The 20,134-nt window shown below is 71.3% G+C and carries 22 protein-coding genes; 11 read left to right on the top strand and 11 right to left on the bottom strand.

From position 1 onward, the window contains the following. The first annotated feature begins 100 nt into the window (after positions 1-100). The 4 genes from PQI07_RS13100 (at position 101) to PQI07_RS13085 (ending at position 1,488) form a co-directional block, all read left to right on the top strand. Positions 101-286, top strand: coding sequence for a YegP family protein (locus PQI07_RS13100; RefSeq protein WP_043385745.1), 186 nt, complete (start codon positions 101-103; stop codon positions 284-286). 166 nt (positions 287-452) lie between these two features. After that, the gene (locus tag PQI07_RS13095; protein WP_274926757.1) at positions 453-722 is read left to right on the top strand and encodes a hypothetical protein; all 270 of its coding nucleotides are present in this window, start codon (positions 453-455) and stop codon (positions 720-722) included. A 149-nt stretch (positions 723-871) separates the two neighbouring features. Next, positions 872-1,009, top strand: coding sequence for a hypothetical protein (locus tag PQI07_RS13090; RefSeq protein WP_164706365.1), 138 nt, complete (start codon positions 872-874; stop codon positions 1,007-1,009). 26 nt (positions 1,010-1,035) lie between these two features. Next, positions 1,036-1,488 carry an acyl-CoA thioesterase gene (locus PQI07_RS13085; RefSeq protein ID WP_051976177.1) on the top strand — a complete coding sequence of 151 codons (453 nt, stop codon included), beginning with the start codon at positions 1,036-1,038 and terminating at the stop codon, positions 1,486-1,488. Here PQI07_RS13085 and PQI07_RS13080 read toward each other — a convergent pair. Further along, positions 1,481-2,020, bottom strand: a complete 540-nt coding sequence (locus PQI07_RS13080) for a superoxide dismutase family protein (protein WP_043348341.1) — start codon at positions 2,018-2,020, stop codon at positions 1,481-1,483. The two genes, PQI07_RS13085 and PQI07_RS13080, sit on opposite strands and share 8 nt — an antisense overlap. 109 nt (positions 2,021-2,129) lie before the next feature. On the opposite strand from PQI07_RS13080, the gene PQI07_RS13075 reads away from it, so the two are divergent. From PQI07_RS13075 to PQI07_RS13055, 5 genes are all read left to right on the top strand, one after another. Further along, entirely contained in the window at positions 2,130-2,909 is a 780-nt protein-coding gene (locus PQI07_RS13075) for a TlyA family RNA methyltransferase (protein ID WP_274926756.1), read from the top strand. Then, positions 2,906-4,159 (top strand): class I SAM-dependent RNA methyltransferase, encoded by a 1,254-nt coding sequence (locus PQI07_RS13070; RefSeq protein ID WP_274926755.1) that lies wholly within the window; start codon positions 2,906-2,908, stop codon positions 4,157-4,159. Before PQI07_RS13075 ends, PQI07_RS13070 begins: the two co-directional genes overlap by 4 nt. A gap of 53 nt (positions 4,160-4,212) precedes the next feature. Next, the gene (locus PQI07_RS13065) at positions 4,213-4,485 is read left to right on the top strand and encodes a hypothetical protein (protein WP_043759107.1); all 273 of its coding nucleotides are present in this window, start codon (positions 4,213-4,215) and stop codon (positions 4,483-4,485) included. 501 nt (positions 4,486-4,986) lie between these two features. After that, the gene (locus tag PQI07_RS13060; protein WP_043348324.1) at positions 4,987-5,991 is read left to right on the top strand and encodes a magnesium transporter CorA family protein; all 1,005 of its coding nucleotides are present in this window, start codon (positions 4,987-4,989) and stop codon (positions 5,989-5,991) included. A gap of 97 nt (positions 5,992-6,088) precedes the next feature. Continuing rightward, entirely contained in the window at positions 6,089-7,774 is a 1,686-nt protein-coding gene (locus tag PQI07_RS13055; protein ID WP_182592799.1) for a methyl-accepting chemotaxis protein, read from the top strand. 3 nt (positions 7,775-7,777) lie between these two features. Here PQI07_RS13055 and PQI07_RS13050 read toward each other — a convergent pair whose 3' ends face one another. The 5 genes from PQI07_RS13050 to PQI07_RS13030 all read right to left on the bottom strand — a co-directional run bounded on the left by PQI07_RS13050 (position 7,778) and on the right by PQI07_RS13030 (position 13,676). Next, positions 7,778-8,098 (bottom strand): DMT family transporter, encoded by a 321-nt coding sequence (locus PQI07_RS13050; protein WP_043348319.1) that lies wholly within the window; start codon positions 8,096-8,098, stop codon positions 7,778-7,780. Between the two features lie 280 nt (positions 8,099-8,378). After that, positions 8,379-10,064, bottom strand: coding sequence for a B12-binding domain-containing radical SAM protein (locus PQI07_RS13045; protein WP_043348316.1), 1,686 nt, complete (start codon positions 10,062-10,064; stop codon positions 8,379-8,381). A 243-nt stretch (positions 10,065-10,307) separates the two neighbouring features. After that, positions 10,308-11,114 (bottom strand): SDR family NAD(P)-dependent oxidoreductase, encoded by an 807-nt coding sequence (locus tag PQI07_RS13040; protein ID WP_043348313.1) that lies wholly within the window; start codon positions 11,112-11,114, stop codon positions 10,308-10,310. Positions 11,115-11,146: 32 nt separating this feature from the next. Continuing rightward, on the bottom strand, positions 11,147-11,926 hold the full coding sequence (locus tag PQI07_RS13035) for an enoyl-CoA hydratase-related protein (protein ID WP_274926754.1): 780 nt from the start codon (positions 11,924-11,926) through the stop codon (positions 11,147-11,149). 10 nt (positions 11,927-11,936) lie between these two features. Continuing rightward, a complete protein-coding gene (locus tag PQI07_RS13030; RefSeq protein ID WP_274926753.1) occupies positions 11,937-13,676 on the bottom strand; it encodes an acyl-CoA dehydrogenase family protein in 1,740 nt (579 codons plus the stop codon). A gap of 137 nt (positions 13,677-13,813) precedes the next feature. Here PQI07_RS13030 and PQI07_RS13025 point away from each other — a divergent pair, with 137 nt between their 5' ends. Next, complete coding sequence (locus tag PQI07_RS13025; RefSeq protein WP_274926752.1) at positions 13,814-14,812, top strand: L-threonylcarbamoyladenylate synthase; 999 nt, start codon at positions 13,814-13,816, stop codon at positions 14,810-14,812. A gap of 133 nt (positions 14,813-14,945) precedes the next feature. On the opposite strand, the gene wrbA is transcribed toward PQI07_RS13025, so the two are convergent. Next, positions 14,946-15,548, bottom strand: a complete 603-nt coding sequence (wrbA, locus tag PQI07_RS13020) for an NAD(P)H:quinone oxidoreductase (protein ID WP_043348306.1) — start codon at positions 15,546-15,548, stop codon at positions 14,946-14,948. A 131-nt stretch (positions 15,549-15,679) separates the two neighbouring features. Between wrbA and PQI07_RS13015 the strand changes: the two genes are divergently transcribed. After that, complete coding sequence (locus tag PQI07_RS13015; RefSeq protein ID WP_111473622.1) at positions 15,680-16,552, top strand: LysR family transcriptional regulator; 873 nt, start codon at positions 15,680-15,682, stop codon at positions 16,550-16,552. Between the two features lie 6 nt (positions 16,553-16,558). Here the strand turns inward: PQI07_RS13015 and greA are convergent, their stop codons facing one another. The 4 genes from greA to PQI07_RS12995 form a co-directional block, all read right to left on the bottom strand. Then, positions 16,559-17,032 (bottom strand): transcription elongation factor GreA, encoded by a 474-nt coding sequence (gene greA / locus PQI07_RS13010; RefSeq protein WP_274926751.1) that lies wholly within the window; start codon positions 17,030-17,032, stop codon positions 16,559-16,561. Between the two features lie 98 nt (positions 17,033-17,130). Beyond that, positions 17,131-18,135: an acrylyl-CoA reductase (NADPH) gene (acuI, locus tag PQI07_RS13005; protein ID WP_075380841.1), complete on the bottom strand. Its 1,005-nt coding sequence runs from the start codon at positions 18,133-18,135 to the stop codon at positions 17,131-17,133. Positions 18,136-18,201: 66 nt separating this feature from the next. Continuing rightward, positions 18,202-18,786, bottom strand: coding sequence for a hypothetical protein (locus tag PQI07_RS13000; RefSeq protein WP_043348296.1), 585 nt, complete (start codon positions 18,784-18,786; stop codon positions 18,202-18,204). 212 nt (positions 18,787-18,998) lie between these two features. After that, on the bottom strand, positions 18,999-20,096 hold the full coding sequence (locus PQI07_RS12995; protein WP_274927713.1) for a cell wall hydrolase: 1,098 nt from the start codon (positions 20,094-20,096) through the stop codon (positions 18,999-19,001). Positions 20,097-20,134 lie beyond the last annotated feature (38 nt).

Raw genomic sequence — 20,134 nt, 5'->3', positions numbered from 1 at the left:
GACCGTCGCCCGACCGGACGGCCGCTCCGGCGCGGGCAGATCCTTTTATTGGCCGCGCCGTGCCCCCATTTCTGCCGACGGACGAATGGGGGCCTGCATCATGCGGTTCGAACTCTATCGGGACGCCAAGGGTGAATGGCGCTGGCGCCTCCGGGCGCGCAACGGCGAGGTGATCGCCGAATCCGGCGAAGGCTATAGCCGCCGCGAGGATTGCGAGCACGGCATCGCCCTCGTGCGCCAAAGCGCCGAGGCCCGCATCGAGGACATGACGACGAAGATCGCCTGACCCGTCGGGTCTCAACCCGCGATCAACCCTGTCCGAAACGTCGCAGCGGTTATGCTGCAACGCTTCCGCTCGCCTACGCGTTGCAGCGTTTCGGACCGGGCGGAGGGCCCTCGCTTCCCGTGCGGTTCGTCGACCAGGACGTAACCACACGAAGGGAGTCGAGACCGTGCTGAGGAAATTCCTGCTCGCGGCCCTGCTGGTGCTGGGCTTCGCGGCTGCGGCGCCGGAGGGCGCGGCCGCCGCGCCCATCGGTCCGGGGCTGGCCCTGCCCGCCGAAGCCGCGCCGGCAGTAGCCGAGAAGGCCCAGTACTACTACCGCCGCCGCTTCTACGGCCCGCGGCCCTACTGGCGCCGCCCCTATTACCGTCGCCGGTTCTACTACGGCCCGCGGCCGTTCTACCGCCGTCCCTATTACGGCCGCCGGTTCTACTACTGAGCGGTTCTCCGACCTGACCGGCCCGGCGGCTCCCTCGAGCCGCCGGGCTTTTTCATGCGCCGATTCGGGGTGCGCGCGGGCGGCCCTTGCTTTATCGTGCCGGGAACGGGACCGCCGACGGCAGATCGGTGCGCCCGAGAGGAAGCCCGATGAACGATATTGCGCAACGCGCCGAGCCTGCGGCGGCGACGCCGGACCTCTGGCAATCCATCCCGCTCGAATGCATCCTGAGTGCGGTCGCCGTGCTGCTGGCGGCGGGTCTCAAGCTCGCCGGCCTGATGTCCTGACGGCGCAGACGGGGCGGATGGACGGCATGCAGCACGTCACACTCTCACCGGCCGGAAGCGCGACACCGCCCGTGGAGGTCGATCTGCCCAAGGGCGACCTCACGGTGCGCACCATCGCCATGCCGGCCGACACCAATGCCAACGGCGACATCTTCGGCGGCTGGGTGCTCTCGCAGATGGACCAAGCCGGTGGCATCGCGGGGGTGGACCGGGCGCAGGGCCGCGTGGTCACCGTGGCGCTCGAATCCATGACCTTCATCCGGCCGGTCCGGGTCGGCGACGTGCTGTGCGTCTATACCCGGGTGGCGCATGTCGGCCGGACCTCGATGAAGATCGAAGTCGAGGCCTGGGCGCGGCGCTTCTGCACCCAGGTTCGCGAGCGGGTCACGCAGGCCACGTTCACCTTCGTGGCCATCGACGAGGCCGGCCGCCCGCGGCCGATCCCGCCGGCGGTGCCCTCGCCCTCCGCGACTACTTGATCACCCCGCAGGCGATCCGGTCGCCGGCGCCGCCGATCGGCTGGCTGGTGTGGTCGTCCTCGTTGGCGTGAATGATCAGCGCTGCGCCGTCACCATCCTTGAGGCCGCCCTCGCCGTTCAGCGGCGTCTCGCTCGAGACCTCGGCATTGGCCGAGCCGTCCTGCGCGGCGTAGAGGTTCGGCAGGTCGCCCTCGTCGGGCCCCTCGGCGTTGAGCAGCCCGTGCTTGCTCTGGTCGTGGTTCACGTGGGCCTTCGAGTTCATGAACTTCGGATCCGAGCAGTCGCCCACGGCATGGAAATGCATCCCGTGCCAGCCGGGCGGCAGACCACCGGGCTGGATCGTCACGCGCAGGACCAGGGCATTGGCCCCGTCGCGGATCGACAAGGCGCCGATCGCGTCGCCCTTGGCGTTCTTGATCGGCGCCGTGTAGGTCTCTGCCGGTTTGGCGACCTCCTTCGGAGGCTCCTGCGCCAGGGCGGCGCCGGCGGCGACGGTCCCGAGCAATGCGAGCAGCGGCAGGGTGCGGGTCATACGGTGGCTCTCCTCTCCGGCCCGGTCTAGTTAGGGAGCGCGCCGGCCTTCGACAGGGCGGCGGCCCGAAACCTCCGTCGCAGATCTGCCGGGACCGCACGAAGCCCTGATGACCCGAGACCGGCCTATCCCGGACCGCGCGCCGCCCACGGACGATCCGTCCCCGCGTCGCGCCGACCTGTTCCTCGTGGCGCACGGCCATTTCGAGAGCCGGGCCCGGGCCCAGGCTGCGATCCGCGCCGGGCTCGTGCGGGTCGACGGGCACCCGCTCGCCCGCCCCTCGGACACGATCGCCCCGGGGGCACGGGTCGAGGCGGAATCCGAGCATCCCTACGCCTCCCGCGGCGGCATGAAGCTCGCCGCCGCCCTGGATGCGTTCGGCCTCGACCCGGCCGGCCGTACCGGCCTCGACGTCGGCGCCTCGACGGGCGGCTTTACCGACGTGCTGCTGGCCCGCGGCGCCCACCACGTCCACGCGCTGGATGTGGGCCGGGGGCAATTGCATCCGCGCCTCGCCGGGGATCCGCGGGTGACCAACCGGGAGGGGACCGACATCCGCGCCCTCGACCCGGACGCCCTCGTCCCGCGCCCCGATCTCGCCAGCGTGGACGTGAGCTTCATCGGTCTGCGCCTCGTCCTGCCGGTCCTGCCGCCGCTGCTCGCCCCGGGAGCGGAGGTCGTCGCGCTGATCAAGCCGCAATTCGAGGCCGGGCGGGGGCGGGTCGGCCGCGGCGGCCTCGTGCGCGATCCGGCGGTCCACGCAGAAGTCTGCGCGGCCATCCGCAAAACCCTGGAGGCGCTCGGCGCCGAAATCCTGGGCCTCATCGACTCGCCGGTGCCGGGCGGCGACGGCAATGCCGAGTTCCTGATCGGTGCGAGGTTGCCGTGAGCGAGACAGCCGACATCGAGACAGTCACGATCCGCGACCTCGGCGCCCGCGGCGACGGGATCGCCGAGGATGGGATCCTCGTGCCCTACACCTTGCCCGGGGAACGCGCGGAAATCCGCCGGGAGGCGCGGCGCGGCGACCTCATCGCCGTCACGCTGGCCTCCCCCGACCGGGTCGCGCCGTTCTGCCCGTACTACATGCGCTGCGGCGGCTGCCGCACCCAGCACCTCGCGCGGCCCGCGGAACTCGCCTGGAAGCGCGGCCTCGTTGCGCAGGCCCTGTCCCAGGCCCGCCTCGACGTGGCCCCTGCCCCGATCATCGACGCGCACGGGACCGGGCGTCGCCGCCTCACCCTGCACGTGCGGGAGATCGACGGCCGTGCCGAGGCCGGGCTGATGGCGGCGCGCAGCCACGCGCTGGTCCCGATCGACCATTGCCCAATCACCGTGCCGGCGCTGCACGCGGCCCCCGCGGTGGCGCGCCGCCTCGCCGCCCCCCTGGGCCATGGGCGCAAGCCCCTCGACGTGGCCGTCACCGCCACCGACCAGGGCCTGGACGTCGATCTGCGCGGCCACGGCCCGGTGAGCGCCGGCGTGGGCACCGCGCTGGTGCGGATCGCCGGCGAACTCGGTCTCGCCCGCCTCTCCCTCCACGGCGAGCGGCTCATGGAGGCCGAGCCGGTCTCGGTCACCGCCGACGCGATCCGCCTCTACCCGGCGCCCGGCGGATTCCTGCAGGCGACCGCCGCCGGACAGGCGACGCTCTGCGATCTCACCCTGACGGCCCTCGGCCCCCGTGTCCGACGTGTCGCCGACCTGTTCGCGGGCTGCGGGCCGTTGAGCCTGGCGATCGCCCGGACGGCCGCCGTTCACGCCGTCGAGTCCGACGCCGCCGCCCTGGCCGGGCTCGAACGATCCACGCGCATGGCCTCGGGCCTGCGCAGGATCACCACCGAGCGCCGCGACCTGTTCCGGCGGCCCCTGCTCCCCCTCGAACTCGAGGCCTTCGATGCGGTGGTGTTCGACCCGCCCCGGGCCGGCGCGGAGGCCCAGGCCCGCCAGCTCGCCGCCGCGCGCGTGCCCCTCGTGATCGGCGTCGCCTGCGACGCCGGCACCTTCGCCCGGGATGCGGCGACGCTGGTTGCCGGCGGCTACCGGCTGGAGGCCGTCACGCCGGTGGACCAGTTCCGCCATTCGGGCCATGTTGAGATGGTTGGCGTGTTCCGACGCGAGCCGGCGCGGCGCCGATGAGGCAAGCAACCCGCAGTGAAGTTCGGCGTTCTCTCGAAGACTGGAGAGGTTCCATGAGCCGAGGATATTTTCGTCTCGCAGGTCTGGTCGCGCTGAGTCTCACCCTCTCGGCTCCCCTCGCGGCACAGACGGTCGCGCCCGATCAGACGGGCACCGGCGGCGGCCCGGCCTCGACGATCACGGCGCCGAACACCAACAGCCTCGGCGTCACCAAGCCGCCGGGCACGTCGCTCGGGGCCGCCGAAGTGCCGTCCCGCACGGAGGAGCGGCGCGAGCGCGCCCTGACCGATCGGATCGAACGCAGCATCTGCGACGGCTGCAACTGAGCCTGGGTCCGGGGCACTCGCTCGCGGTCGGCGGACCTTGCCGCCGCAGGGTCGTCCTGGGCCGGGCGGCAGGCGACCATGGCCGCCAGGGTGAGCCCGGCTCGCCGGACGCGGGGACGATGCCACCCGGACCGAGCAGGCGCCTCTCCGGGCGGCGATGGCCGAATTCGGCGGGATCGCCCAGACGACGGTCGGCTGACGGCGCCCAGGCCGGAGCGACCGGTCGCGCCCGCGGCGGTCCATGAGACGATCCATGAGACGGCGCGCGACCGCTCCGTCACTCCTATTCAGCGCCCTTTCGACGCCAAGGCCCTCGGCGAGGCGGCGACCGGCCCCGCAGCGACCGACCCCGAGCTGTTCCGAGGGATTGGGCCGCGATGTCACGGAAGCGTCAGAAAACAGCGCCACATCCCCGGCACAGCTTGCATCGATCGTCGCGGTGCCGGATGCGGGCTGCGGCCCTGCGCTGTCCCGTGACCGATCCGTATCCGAGACCTGCTCGTGATCTTCATCCACCAGCCCGCCATCGGCGCCGGAGCCACGCTGCTTGAACGCCGCGTCATCGATCTCCAGGACACGATCCCCGAAGACACCGTCTGGCTCGACCTGATCCGCCCGAGCCGCGAGGAGGAGCTGAAGGTCGAGGCCTTCGCCGGCATCGAGGTGCCGACCCGCGAGGAGATGAAGGACATCGAGCCCTCGGAGCTGCTCTACGTGGAAGACGGCGCCCGCTACATGACCGGGCGCGTGCTCTCGAAGGTCAGCGATGCCGAGGAGCCGGGGCTCGCCGGCATCACCTTCATCCTGCGCGGCAACCGGCTCGTCACCGTGCGCCACGAGGAGCCGCAGGCCTTCCGCATGTACACGCAGCGCGCCGGGCGCTCGATGGGCAACGGCAGCGCGTCGGCCACCTCGGGCGAGACCATCCTGGCCGGGCTGATCGAGGCGGTGATCGACCGGGCCGCCGACGTGCTCCAGCTCCAGGGCGAACGCATCGACCGCCTGTCGGGCAAGATCTTCGAAGTGCAGGAGGATCCGTCCGCCCGCAACACCGCCCTCCAGGACACGTTACGCGCCCTCGGCCGGCACGGCGATCTCATCTCCAAGCAGCGGGAGAGCCTCGTCTCCATGGAGCGTATTCTGCTCTCGCTGTCGGCGACCTACCGGACCAACAAGGCCCCGCGCGATCTGCGCGAGGATGTCCGTTCCACCCTGCGGGATCTGCAATCCCTCGAGGAGCACGCCACCTTCCTGTCCACGAAAATTCAATTTTTGCTCGACGCAACACTCGGTCTTGTCAATCTTGAACAGAACAACATCATCAAGCTGTTCTCGGTCATGGCGGTCGTCTTCATGCCGCCGACGCTGATCGCGTCGATCTATGGCATGAATTTTAAAGCCATACCCGAACTAGATTTCTCATTCGGATACCCGATGGCGCTGGTCATGATGGTTGTCGCAGCGGTATTCCCTTACTTTTTCTTTCGCTGGAAGAAGTGGCTTTAACGGCAAAGTCTGCTCCAGGACCGGAAAAATATTAAGGTCTCTGCGGGAGCATGGTGAGACCTGCAGGCGCGGCATGGCCGCGATGACGGAACCTCCCATGCGTTTCTCCCTGAAAACGGTTCTCGCCGGTGCGATCGGCCTGCTTGCCCTCGCCGCCGTCGGCCAGGGAATCGCCAGTGTCGTGAGCCTGTCGGAGATCGAGCGCAACGCCGCGGCGATCTCCCAGCAGGCCCTGCCCACGCAGAACCAGGCCGAGGCCATCGGGACGGCCGTGCGGGACGCCCGCCTGCGGCTCTACCGGCTGGTGGTGGCCTCGCCCGACGCGGCAGCCCTGGACAAGAACCAGACCGCGCTCACCGACACCCTCGGCGAGCTTTCCGGCCTCCGTCAGGCTTACCAGGAGCGCCTGACGGGTTCCCAGGACCGGGAGATCTACGAGCGCTTCACCACCGCCTGGAACGCCTACCAGAACGTGCAGCTACAGGTGGTCGAGCTGATGATCGCAGGCGATCAGCCGGGCGCGCTCGCGCTGGTGCTGGACCCCGCGACGGGTGCGCAGAACGATGCCGCGGTGGCGAGCCTGACCGAGTCCATCGCCTCTGCCCGGGCACAGACCGCGGCCAATGTCGCCGTGACCGTGCAGGCGGCGACGCGCGCCAAGCTGATCGCGATGGCCGCCACCGTGGTGGGCCTCGTGGTCGCCGCCGCCGCGATGCTGTTCGCCCTGTTCGGGATCGCGCGCCCGATCGAGCGCATGACCGGGGCGATGGGCCGCCTCGCCCAGGGCGACGAGAGCGTGCTGGTCCCGCACACCGGGCGCCGCGACGAGATCGGCGCGATGGCGGCGGCCGTACAGGTCTTCAAGGACAACCTGATCCACACCCGCGCCCTGGAGCGGGAGACGGCCCAGGCCCGGGAGGGCGCCGAGGCGCAGCGCCGGCGGGCCGTTCACGCCCTGGCCGAGTCCTTCGAGGCCGCGGTCGGCGGCGTGCTGACGCGGGTGGCGGACGCCGCCCTCGGCCTGCGGGCCGAAGCCGAGGCGATGACCAGCACGGCCACGCACACGGCCGAGCGCTCGGCCACGGTGGCGGGGGCCGCGCAGGAGGCCGCCCAGCATGTCGGCACCGTCGCGGCGGCCGCGGAGGAACTCGGCGCCTCGGTGCAGGAGATCGGCCGCCAGGTGGACGGGTCTGCCGAACTCGCCCGGAGCGCGGTGGTCCAGGCCGGCGCCACCGCCGGCCTCGTGCAGGACTTGAGCACGGCGGCGGGCCGGATCGGCGATGTCGTGCGCCTCATCACCGACATTGCAGGCCAGACGAACCTGCTGGCGCTCAACGCCACGATCGAGGCGGCCCGCGCCGGCGATGCGGGACGCGGCTTCGCGGTGGTCGCCAGCGAGGTGAAGCAGCTCGCCGCCCAGACCGCCAAGGCCACCGAGGAGATTGCCGGTCAGGTCGGTCGGATCCAGGGCGCCACCGGACAGACCGTGGACGCCATCGACGGCATCGCATCCCGCATCCGCGAGATCGACGGCGTGGCGACCTCGATCGCGGCCGCCGTCGAGCAGCAGGGCGCGGCGACCCGGGAGATCGCCCGGAACGTCGCCGAGGCCGCATCCGGAACCAGCGCGGTCACCGGGACGATCGACGCAGTGGCGCGGGCGGCCGACGACACGGGCTCGGCCGCCACACGGATGCTCGCCTCGGCGACAAGCCTCTCGGAAGAGACCGCCGAGCTGCGGCGGGAGATCGACGGCTTCCTGCACACCGTGCGCGCGGCCTGACGCTCAGCCGGGGCTCGACAGCTTCATCAGGACGAGCCCGGATCCGATCAGGCCGGCCGCGAGGATCCGGCTGGCGCTCGCCTGCTCGCCGAGCACGGCGATGCCGACCAGGAAGGCGCCGACCGCGCCGATGCCGGTCCAGATCGTGTAGGCGGTTCCCAGGGGCAACGTGCGCATCGCCAGCGCCAGGAAGCCGACACTGCCGGCCATCGACACGGCCATGATCGCGGTCGGCCACAAGCGCGTGAAGCCGTCCGACTGCTTCATCGCGTAGGCCCATACGACCTCGAGGACGCCCGCGATGACGAGAGAGATCCAGGCCATGGCGGCCCTCCTGAAAGGGCCGGGCCGTCCCGGACTTGTGCCCCGTAAACCGGAGGGAGGACGTGGCCTCGCGCGGGATCAGCTAAGGTTTACGGGGGACGGCGGCAAGGGCGCCGCACGGGCCCGATCCGCGGACCTTATCCTGAGGTGACCGCGAAGCGGGCCTGGAAGGCGGGCTCCCGGAAGCGCGCCGCCCGGTGGCGGTCTCGTTCGAGACCAAAGCTGCGCTCCGGCACCTCGGGACGAGGGCGCGGGTCGGATGAACCGAACCGACGCCCCGTCACGCCACCGCAGCCAGGTGCTTCACCTCGGCCCGCGCCACAACCTTACCCACGGGCGGCGCCTTGCAGGTCTCAGCCTCGGGGGCCAGGACCGGCGGCTGCACCCAGCGGCCGGCGTCGAGGTCCGCGATCCGGCTGTTGATCTCGCGGATGACGTAGCGAGAGAACGGGTAGACGTGCAGGTAGATCACCATGTTGGTGACCACCGCCTCCAGGGCGGCCGGATTGCGCCGGGCGGTCTCCAGGAACACGCTCCAGAAGTGCTTGGCGAGTTCGGGACGGCGCACGGTCATCCGCCAGCACACGCGCAGCAGCGAATAGAGATCGTGGGCGATGTGGCGCCAGTTCAGCTTCTGGGCGGCGAATTTCGGCCGCTTCACCTGCCGCGCGACCACCCGGACCCGGTCGAAGAAGTTCGGCGGGTCGTAGATCTCCTGGAGGACGTCGCGGTAATCGGCCAGCACGTCGCGCTGCGGGCGCAGGGTCACGAAGTTGATGCCCTGCGTGCACTGGTCGCCCTGGTCGGCCGTGGTCGCCGCGTAGTTCTCGTAGAGGCGGCCCTCCTTGCGCAGGCGGCGCGAGAGCTGCGTGTTCGGCAGCGCGAAGAGCAGGCCGACCATGGCGATCGGGATGCCGGTCTGGCTGATGCACAGCGACATCGCCTTGCTGATGCTGTCCTTCTCGGTGTCGAAGCCGACGATGAAGCCGGCCGTGACGAACATGCCGTGCTCGTAGAGCTTGTGCACGCTGTCGGCGATCGAACGCTTGGTGTTCTGCTTCTTCTGCGTCTGGATCAGCGTCGCCTCGTCGGGCGTCTCGATCCCGGTGAACAGGGCGAAGAAGTTCGCGTCCCGCATCATCCCGAGCAGCTCGTCGTCGTCCGCGAGGTTCAGCGAGGCCTCGGTGGAGAACTTGAACGGGTAGCCGTGATCCTCCTGCCACTTGATCAGGTGCGGCAGGAACAGCTTGATGGCCTTCTTGTTGCCGATCAGGTTGTCGTCGACGAAATCGACATGGCCGCGGTAGCCGAGGCCGTAGAGCCGGTCGAGCTCCGCCAGCATCTGCGGCGTGGTCTTGGTCCGCGGGGCGCGGCCGTAGAGCTCGATGATGTCGCAGAACTCGCAGGTGAACGGGCAGCCGCGGGAGAACTGGACGCCGATGTAGAGGTAGTGGCTGAAGGTCAGCAGGTCGAAGCGCGGGATCGGGCTCGTGGTGACGTCGGCCTTGAACTTCTCGGCCGTGAGCCGGCCGCGGCGCTCGCCGGCCTCCCAGGCGGCCACGAACTTGTCGAGGATGCCCTCGGCCTCGCCCAGCACCAGGAAGTCGGCCTTGTCGTAGACCTCGGGCGTCGAGGTCGGCGCGGGGCCGCCCACGCAGACCGGGGTGCCGAGCGCCACGCAGCGGTCGATGACCACGAGGCAATCCGGCTCCTGGGGGAGCATGCCGCCGGTCATCACGAGGTCGGCGGCGCGGATCTGCTCGTCGGTCAGCTCCTCGCAATTGCGATTGACGAGCGACACCTGCCAGGCCGGCGGCAGCATCGCGGCCAGCGTGATGAGGCCGAGCGGCGGCGCGGGCGCGCGGGCGCCCTGCAGCTCCATGGCCTCTTTGAAGTTCCACATGGAGTTTTCGTAGAACTTCGGGAACACCATCAGCACGCGCGGGGCCGTGTTCGCTTCCGACATGCCAGTTTCCCTCGTCCACACATACCCGGCCCCGCCGGCTCCAGACGGAACCGGGTGCAGGATCGCCCTCTGACCTGCGGGTCAATTAAGGCCGTTTTTCGCTCCCGCAGCAATCGGCACCGCCAATCCCGACAGGACGCCGGACCGAACGCCGAAAATCGCCCCGCCGGGGAGCGTTGAGGCTCGTTTGGCCCGTCTGTCCGGAGCGTGCGCCGGTTCCACGACACGCCCGACAAGGGCCCGTCACGGCCCGACCCGGAACCGCTCCGGCTGCGTTCCGTCGGCGTCCGTGAAGCCGTAGATCCGGGCGAGGTCGCCGGCATGCAGCACCGCACCGGCCCGGGCGGCGATATCCGGATCTGCCGCCAGCGCCGCCAGCGCCCGGCCGGCATAGAGCGGGCTCTCGGTGGCGTGCACCTCCTGGCCGAGATCGCGCGCCCGCTCGGTGGCGACGAAGCCCGGTGAGAGGCCGAGGGCGGTGACGCCGTGGGGCGCGAGTTCGCGGGCGAAGGCCAGGGTCAGCCGGTTGGTGGCGGCCTTGGCGGAATCGTAGAACACGTCACCGAGGTAATCCTCGGTCCCGAAGGAGACGAGCGCCAGAAGCCCGGTCCGCGCCGCCACCAGGGCGGGGGCGACCGCGCGGGCGAGCAGCAGGGCCGGCAGCGGCCCGGCTTCGAGCAGCCCGAGATACGGCTCGGCCGAGCGGCGCCAGAACGGCGTGCCCCATCCGGCCCCGTCCGGGTAGCGCTCGCCGTCATAGCCCTCGTTGCCGCTCCACACGCTGCAGGCCACGACGTCGATCCGACCGAACCGGCGCAGGGTCCAGTGGACCAGCGCGTCGGTGGCGCGCTCGGAGCGGTGGTCGCAGAGGTAATGGTGACCCCGCCCGCCGGCCGCGTCGACCATGCGGGCGGTGTCCTCGATCGCCTCCGGGCGCATCTCGGTGCGCGGGCCGGTCTCGCTGGAGCGCGCCGTGACGATCACCGTGGCCCCGGCCTCTCCCAGCGCGCGGGCGAGCCCCCGGCCGACGCCCCGCGACGCACCCGCCACGAGGCAGATCTTCCGGGAGAGGTCGGGCGGGCTCACGCCGAGACGGGCTTGGTGCGGTTGAGGAAGGCGGCGAGCCGCTCCTGGGATTCGGGCGAGCGCAGCTGCGCGTCGAAGGCCTTGGCCTCCGCTTCGAGGGCGGCCTCGACCTGCGCCTGATCACCCCGGATCAGTGCCCGGGTTGCCGCCAGCGCCCCGCGGGGCAGGGCGGCGAGGCGCGCCGCCTGCGCGACCGCCTGCTCCACCAGCATGTCGGCCGGCAGCACCGCGTTGACGAGGCCGAGCGCCTGCGCCTCGTCGGCCTCGAGCGGCCGGGACAGGAGCAGCAGCTCGGTCGCCCGGAGGCGCCCGACCCGCAGGGGCAGCAGGTAGCTCGAGGCCGCCTCCGGCACGAGGCCAAGTTCGACGAAGGGCATGCGCAGCCGCGCCGCCGGGCTCGCATAGACGAGGTCGCAATGCAGGCAGAGCGTCGCGCCGATGCCCACCGCGATCCCGTCGACCGCCGCCACCATCGGGGTTCGGGTGCGGGCGAGCTGGCGGATGAAGGCCAGCGCCGGCGAGGCGCTGAACCCGTCCCCGGCACGATCCCCGGAGGACTGGCCCATGAAGTCGGCGAGATCGTTGCCGGCGCTGAACATGCCGGGCTGCCCGGCGAAGACCACGGCGCCGATCCGGTCCGAGGCGTCGGCCTCGACCAGAGCTGCACGCATCGCGTCGTGCATGGCGCCGGTGAGCGCGTTCTTCTTCTCCGGGCGGTTCAGGGTGATCAGGCGGACGCCGCCCGAGAGGTCGTCGATCGCGACGGGTTCGGCCATAATCCGCTCCTCAAACCGCCAGCGCCAGGGTGGCGTCGTCCGTGAAGGCGCCGCCCGCCACGACGGTCTGCTCCAGGCCGCCGGCCGCGGTGAGCAGGTTCTCGGCGTAGAACCGGGCGAGCGCGATGCGGGCGGCCTGCGCCGGATCGGTCTCGCCGGCCTTCAGGGCGGCGCTGGCGGCGAGCGCGCTGCGGGCGAGGCAGGCGCCCCCGAGCGCCAGGCCGAACAGGCGCAGATACGGCGTCGCGCCCGCCAGCGCCGCCTCGGGGCGGTTGGAGCTCAGCGCGGCGAGCTGGTGGCTCGTGGCCCGGTCGAGGCTGCCGATCCCGTCGCGCAGCCGTGCCGCCATGTGGCCGAAGGCGGGATCGCCGGCCTTGAGCAGGCCCTCGGCCGCCCGGCGCATCCAGGCGATCTGCGACCGGGCCGTGGCGCCGCCGTTCAGCGGCAGCTTGCGGGCGGTGAGGTCGATCGCCTGGATGCCGTTGGTGCCCTCGTAGATGCCGAGGATGCGGGCGTCGCGCATGAGCTGCGCCGCCCCGGTCTCCTCGACGAAGCCCATGCCGCCATGGACCTGCACGCCGAGCGAGGTCACCTCGTTGGCGAGGTCCGTCGCGAAGGCCTTCGCCACCGGCGTCAGAAGCGAGGCGCGGTCCAGGGCGGGTTGCCCCTCGGGGCCCTTCGACGCGTCGAGGGCGGCGGCGGTGAGGTAGCAGATGGCGCGTGCCGCGGCCGTGTACGCCTTCATGGTCAGCAGCATCCGCTGCACGTCCGGATGCGCCACGATCGGGCTCGTCGCCTCGTCGGCCCCGATGGCCTTACCCTGGCGCCGCTCTTGCGCGTAGGCGAGCGCCCGCTGGGTCGCGGCCTCGGCCACGCCGACGCCCTGCAGGCCGACGTTGAGCCGCGCCGCGTTCATCATCGTGAACATGCAGGCGAGGCCCTTGTTCTCCTGGCCGATCAGCCAGCCGGTGGCGCCGCCATCGTCGCCGAAGGCCATGGAGCAGGTCGGCGAGGCGTGGATGCCGAGCTTGTGCTCGATGCCGGAGCAGCGCAGGTCGTTGCGGGTCCCGTCCGGCAGCACCTTCGGCACCAGGAACAGGGAGATGCCCCGCGTGCCGGCGGGCGCGTCGGGCAGCCGGGCCAGGACGAGGTGGACGATGTTGTCGGCGAGATCGTGCTCGCCGTAGGTGATGTAGATCTTGGACCCGGTGATCCGGTAGGTGCCGTCGCCCGCAGGTTCGGCCCGGGTGCGCAGCAGGGCGAGGTCGGAGCCCGCCTGCGGCTCGGTCAGGTTCATCGTGGCGGGCCATTCGCCCGAGACCAGCTTCTCGAGGTAGCGCGCCTTCAGGTCGTCCGAGCCGTGGGCCGCGAGCGCCTCGATGCCGCCCTGGGTCAGGAGCGGGCAGAGGCCGAAGGCGAGGTTGGCGCCGTTCCACATCTCGGTGCAGGCGGCCTCGATCAGCTTCGGAAGGCCCTGGCCGCCATGGTCGGCCTCGGCCGAGAGCCCGTTCCAGCCGCCCTCCGTGAAGGTGCGGTAGGCCTCGCGCCAGCCGGGCGGCGTGGTGACCCGCCCCTCCGCGAAGGGGGTGCCGTGCCGGTCGCCGACCCGGTTGAGCGGCGCGATCACGCCGGCGGCGATCCGCCCGGCCTCGCTCAGGATCGCCTCGGCGTCGTCCGGATCGACGGAATCGAGCCCGGCCACGTGCCGGAGGGTGAAGAGCATCTCGGGGACCGGGGCGCGGTAACTCATACGATCCTCCCGTGTTGCGGCCCGCCCGCTCGTTCGATCCGGGGCGGGTTTGACCGCGCCCGCGCACCGGCGCTAGGGCGGGGCGAGGATAGGCGCGCGGGGCTCGCATCGCCATGACCTCGGAGACGGCTTCCCGCATGAATGATCCCGGGTCAACGGGTCCGACCGCGACCCGCCGGCTTCCCCCCGACGCGGCCGGCATCGCGGAGGCCGCCGCGCTCCTGCGGGCGGGGCGCCTCGTCGCCTTCCCCACCGAGACGGTCTACGGGCTCGGGGCGGACGCCACCGATGCCGCCGCGGTGGCGGGCATTTTCGCCGCCAAGGATCGGCCGCGCTTCAACCCGCTGATCTCGCATCTGGCTGATGCGGACGCGGCCCTGGCGGAGGGGGTCTTCGACGCGCAGGCCCGCCGCCTCGCCGCGTCCTTCTGGCCGGGTCCCCTGACCCTGGTCGTCCCGGCTCATCCGAGCACGCGGGTCTGCGACCTCGCCCGCGCCGGCCTGCCGAGCCTCGCCCTGCGGGTGCCGGCGCACCCGCTCGCCCAGGCGCTCCTCGCGGAAGTCGGCCGTCCGGTGGCGGCGCCCTCGGCCAACCGCTCCGGGCGCGTGAGCCCGACCCGGGCCGCCCATGTCCTCGACGATCTCGCTGGCCGGATCGCCGCGGTGCTCGACGGTGGCGACACGATGGTGGGCGTCGAGTCGACGGTGGTGGCTTGCCTCGGCGGCGCGCCGCGGCTGCTGCGGCCGGGCGGCATCACGCGGGCGGCGCTCCGGGACGTGCTCGGCCTCGATCCGGCATCTCCGGAGGCGGCCGACGCCGACCGGCCGGCGGGCCCCGGCATGCTCGCCTCGCATTACGCGCCCCGGGCGCGGGTCCGCCTGGATGCGGTGCGGATCGAGCCCGGCGAGGCGGTGCTGCTGTTCGGCGCCGGGCGCCCGGCCGGTCACGAAACCGCGCGGGCCAGCCTCAACCTGAGCCCGTCGGGCGATCCCGCGGAGGCCGCGGCCCGCCTGTTCGGCGCCCTGCGCGACCTCGATGCCTCAGGGGCCGGCACCATCGCGGTGGTGCCGATTCCGGAAGACGGCCTCGGCGAGGCGATCCGCGACCGCCTCGCCCGGGCCGCCGCGCCCCGCTGACTGCGCAGAAATTTTTGCCGGCAGCGGAACAGATGTCGGCCTGATCCGTTTATTGATCACGAAGGCCTTCTCAGCCCCCAATGGCCTTTTTCCTTTCAGGCTCGGAGCAATCCGAGCCTTTTTTCTTGCCTTCTCAGTCTCGGGCCAGCTTGGCGGCAATGCCGGCAACATGGCGACCCTGGAAGCGGGCCCCCTCCAGTTCCACGGCGCTCGGCTGGCGGGATCCGTCACCATCCGCGATCGTGCTGGCCCCGTAGGGTGTTCCGCCCTTGACCGCCTCGACACCGCCCTGGCCCTGGAAGCTGTAGGGCAGGCCGACCACCACCATGCCGTGGTGGAACAGCACCGTGTGGAAGCTCGTCAGCGTCGTCTCCTGGCCGCCATGCTGCGAGGCCGTCGATGTGAAGACGGAGCCGACCTTGCCGACCAGCGCGCCCTTCATCCAGAGACCGCCGGTTTGGTCGATGAACTGCTTCATCTGCGACGCCATGTTGCCGTAGCGGGTCGGCGTGCCGAAGATGATGGCGTCGTACTGCGCCAGTTCGTCCACGGTGGCGATCGGGGCCGCCTGATCGAGCTTGAAATGGCTCTGCCGGGCGACCTCCTCCGGGACCAGCTCCGGCACGCGCTTCACGACGACCTCGGCCCCGGTCTCGCGGGCCCCCTCGGCGACCGCGTAGGCCATCTGCTCGACGTGACCGTAGGTCGAGTAGTACAGCACCAGAACCTTGGCCATGGACGGGTCTCTCCTGTGTGTCGGGCGGCCGAATCGTCGGCCAGCGTCGTGCCCCTCCATCGCGCATTTGGCGCCTTGCAAGAATGCCCCACCATGCAAGAGTGATCTTGCGCAGACGCAAGGACCCGGGTGTGGCGCTCGACTGGGACGAGTTTCGGTTCGCAAAGGCCGTGGCCGACCGCGGCGGCCTGACCGCGGCGGCGGCGGACCTCGGCATCAACCACTCGACGGCGTTTCGACGCCTCGCGGCCCTGGAGGCGAAGCTCGATACGCGCCTGTTCGAGCGGCTGCGCACGGGCTACGTGCCGACCCCTGCCGGACAGGCGATGATCGCGGCGGCCGCGCGGATCGAGGCGGACGTGGCGCGGTTCACCCGCGTGGTCGCCGGACAGGGCGAAACCCCGTCCGGCGAATTGCGGGTGACCGCACCGGCCGGCTTCGCCGCAGAGCTGCTGATGCCGATGCTCGCGAGCTTCACGGAGCGGTACCCCGACATCCGGATCGAGTTGATCCTCGCCGAGGCGACGCTCAACCTGTCGCGCCGGGATGCCGACGTCGCGATCCGGATCAGCCGCGAGCCGAGCGAGACTCTGGTCGGGCGGCGTCTCGCAGTCACGGCGTGGGGGGTCTACGGCCGGGCCGACCGCGCCTATGGCGATCTCGCCCGGGAGGCGTGGATCAGTCCGGGACCGCTGGTGGCAGGGGGCTCGTTCATGCGCTTCGTGGAGGCGCGTGTGCCGCCCGACCACATCCGCCTCCGGCTCAACGCGGTGATCGGCCTGGAGGCGGCCGTGCAGGCCGGCCTGGGGATCGGCCCGCTCCCCTGCTTCACCGCCGACGTCAATCCGGCACTGCAACGCCTGTCCGGGCCGCATCCGGAGCTGGGGGCGGATCTCTGGATCCTGACGCATCCGGACCTGCGCCACGCGGCACGGGTCCGGGTCTTCATGGAACATATCGCCGAGGCGCTGTTGCCCCTGCGACCGCGCTTCGAAGGCCGCTGAACCGGCTCAGCGGATCTCCGCCACCTCGACCTCGTTGCCGTTCACCTCGACCACGTCACCGATCGTCTTGCCGGTGATCGCCCGGGCGAGCGGCGCCACGTAGGAGATCGAACCCTTGTGCGGATCGGCTTCGTCCTCGCCGACGATCCGGAACGTCTGGCGGGTCTCCTTGCCGGACTCGTCCTCCCGGATCACCGTGACGGTGGAGCCGAACTGAACCGTGTCGCCGGCCTTGGGCTCGACGAGCTGCGCGGTGTTCTTCCGGGCCGCCCAGTAGCGAAGATCGCGCCCGATGCGGGAATCCTCCGCCTTGTCGGCAGGGTCCAGCGAGGCGACTTCCTTCTCCAGGCGGGCGACTTCGGCCTCGATCTGCGCGAGGCCTTCCGGCGTCACGAAATTCGTGTGCGGCGAGATCGGCCGATCCGGCAGATTCTCGAACGCTTCTCCACCCTCGGGCTCTTTGACGAATGCAACGCTCATGAAAACATCAACACGCGATGCACGGCAAAGGTTCCGGGGCCGCGGCAAAATTCCGGTCCAGCCCGGTGCCGGGACGGATTGGCCGAAACCCCCGAGGATCAGCGAGGACCGCCCGCCCGATCCACCTCCACCACGATCCGCCCGCGCACCTTCCCGGCCAGGATCTCAGCGCCGAGCCGGCCGACTTCCTCCAGGGGAACACGGCTCGTCATGGCGGCGAGCTTGCCCAGATCGAGATCCCGGGCGAGCCGCGCCCAGGCCTCGCGACGCTTCGGCTGTGGGGTGGTGACGCTGTTGATGCCGAGCAGCGAGACGCCGCGGAGGATGAACGGCGCCACCGAGGTCGGCAGATCCATGCCCTGCGCCAACCCGCAGGCGGCGACGGCGCCGTCCGCCTTAGTCATGGCCAGCACGTTGGCGAGCGTCGTGGAGCCGACCGCATCGACCCCCGCGGCCCAGCGCTCCTTGCCGAGCGGCTTGCCGGGCTTCGACAACTCGGCCCGGTCGAGGATCTCCGCAGCGCCGAGGCCCTTCAGGTAGTCGGATTCGCCGTCCCGGCCCGTGGAGGCGACGACGTGCCAGCCCGCCCGCGCGAGGAGGGCCACGGCGACCGAGCCGACGCCCCCGGAGGCGCCGGTGACGATGACCGGGCCGTGCTCCGGCGTCACGCCGTGGGCCTCGAGGGCCATGCAGCACAGCATCGCCGTGTAGCCGGCGGTGCCCACCGCCATGGCCTGCTCGGGCGTGAGCCCCTGGGGTAGCGGCACCAGCCAGTCGCCCTTCACCCGGGCGCGCTGGGCGTAGGCGCCGAGATGCGTCTCGCCGACGCCCCAGCCGGTGAGCACCACCGCGTCGCCCGGCTTGTATTCGGGATGGTCCGACGTCTCGACGATCCCCGAGAAATCGATGCCGGGGATCATCGGGAAGCGGCGCACCACCGGCGACGTGCCGGTGAGGGCGAGGCCATCCTTGTAGTTCAGGGTCGAGTGCGTCACCCGCACGGTGACGTCGCCGTCCATCAGGTCGGCGTCGTCGAAGTCCTTGAAGGCGAGGCTCTGGCCGGCCTCGTTCTTCTCGACCACCCAGGCCTTGAACGTCCCCATCGTCACCTCCCGTGTTGCGCGGTGAGGTGTCGCCGGGACGTCCGGAATCAAGCCTTCGCGGCCGGATCAGTACCCCTCGTACCGGCTGCCCGTGTAGAAGCCGAGCCCGACGCCGATATCCGAAGAACTGGCCCCCGTGATGCCGACGGCGTCCGGGATCGAGCCGACCAGCGGGCCACCGTAAGAGGCCGGCCGGTAACCGTAGCCGCCGCCGACCGGCACCCAGCCGGCCCGGGCGGGCGCCACGAGAACCCGGCGGCTGACGCTGGCGTATTCCGGCGGGATCGTCTCGGGGATCGATTGCGCCGGACGGACCAGCACGGTCCGCGTGCGCACGGCGAAGCGCGGCGGCGTGGTGACCCAGCAGCCAATCAGCTCACCGCCGGGACCGCGGCTCGTCTGCCAGTAGCGGCCACCCGGCGAGACCATCACGCGCTCGGACACCGTATCGTAGACCGGCGGCGTGGTCCGGTAGACCGTGCGGGGCGGACGGACCAGCACGTTCTCCTGCACGGTGTCGTAGACCGGCGGCGTGACGACGTGGCGGTAGCATTCGGAGCCGTAACAGCCGCCGGCCTGGGCGGGTGCGGCAAGGAGAACGCCGCCGAGGGCGGCGGCCAGGAGAGCAGTGCGAGCGACCGGCGCGGTCATGGAAGTCCTCTGATACGCATTACAACGAGAAGCGGCGCGCAAGCGGCGCTCGTCTCGACGTACCAGAGGCCAGACTCGTTGCCCGGCGCGCAAGCATTATCGGGAACGAAGGTAAAATTAACCCTTGGTTTCGACTGCTTAGTCGTCGCCTACCTAGGTAGCATTGTTCGAATTTTCCACAGTCTCTCTTACGAAGTCAGGCCAGAGCCGCCTCAGGTCTGACCCGCCCGGAGCTGGTAGAAGATGTGCCGGCCGATCACGTCCATCTTGCGCAGGCGGCGCGCCCAGCCCGGACGGACGTAGTCGGCGTGGTAGTGGGTCGCGGCGCCGACCTCGGCAAGGTAGGTCCGGCCCTCGATCACCGAGCGGGCGATGCGGGTCGCCGATTCCCAGGCGCCCGCATCGGTGATGCGCAGGGACTTGCCCTCGCAGGCGAAGGAGAACTGGCAGCCCATGTAGTGGTGCCGGTTCTGGTAGACGACGCCGCAGACGCTCGCCGGGTAGAGGCCGCTCTTCACGCGGTTGAGCACCACCTGGGCGACGGCGGCCTGGCCGGCCTCCGGCTCGCTCCGGGCCTCGAAATAGACCGCCTCGGAGAGGCAGCGCTGCTCCTTGTCGAGGGCGTTCGGGTCGATCAGGTCGGCGTAGCGCCGGCGCGCATCCTCGGGCACCGGCTGGGCGCTGTCCGGGCGCTCCGTGCGGATCGCGAAATCGGGGAGCGCGAGACTCGCCGCGGCGATCTCCACGGGGATGGCGTCCGCGGGCGCCGGCGTGGTGGACGAGAGGGCGATGGCACGGGGCACCGGCGGGGTCGAGCCGTCGAAGCGCTCGGGCCCGCCATCCGCGGTGAGGTCGGCCGTGCCTTCGCCCGTGGAGGCGGCCGTGCCGGCGCCGGTGGTCAGGCCGAGATCGGGCACGGGGACGAAACCGGCCTCCGGCTCGGAATCCGGATCCCAGACCGCAGCCCCCTGCGTCAGCACGCCGGTGACGCTGCCGGTGACGTCGCCGAACACCAGGGCGCCGCCGGGCTCCCGCAGGTTGGCGGCCCGGCGGGCGAAGCTCTCGGCCGGCGGCCGGGCGGGGTTGCCCTTGCCGCCCCGCTGCACAACCGGGAAGACGTGCGCACCGGTCTTGAACACCGTCTGGGGCGGCTCGTCACCGAGGCGGCGTAGGGCGGATCCGATCAGCAGGGTGCCGGGCGGCAGGGGCGGAACGGTCTCGGCATCGATCACCCCGAGCCGGCTCGCCCCGATGGCGTTCTCCGTGCCGGCATCGGCCGTGAACGACACCAGCAAGCCGAGCCCGACCATCCAGGGCGTCATCGCCGCCGAGAGCCAGCGCAGGCTCG

Source organism: Methylobacterium sp. 092160098-2, assembly GCF_028920805.1.
GTDB lineage: Bacteria > Pseudomonadota > Alphaproteobacteria > Rhizobiales > Beijerinckiaceae > Methylobacterium > Methylobacterium fujisawaense.
This window is presented reverse-complemented; position numbering and strand designations above follow the sequence as displayed.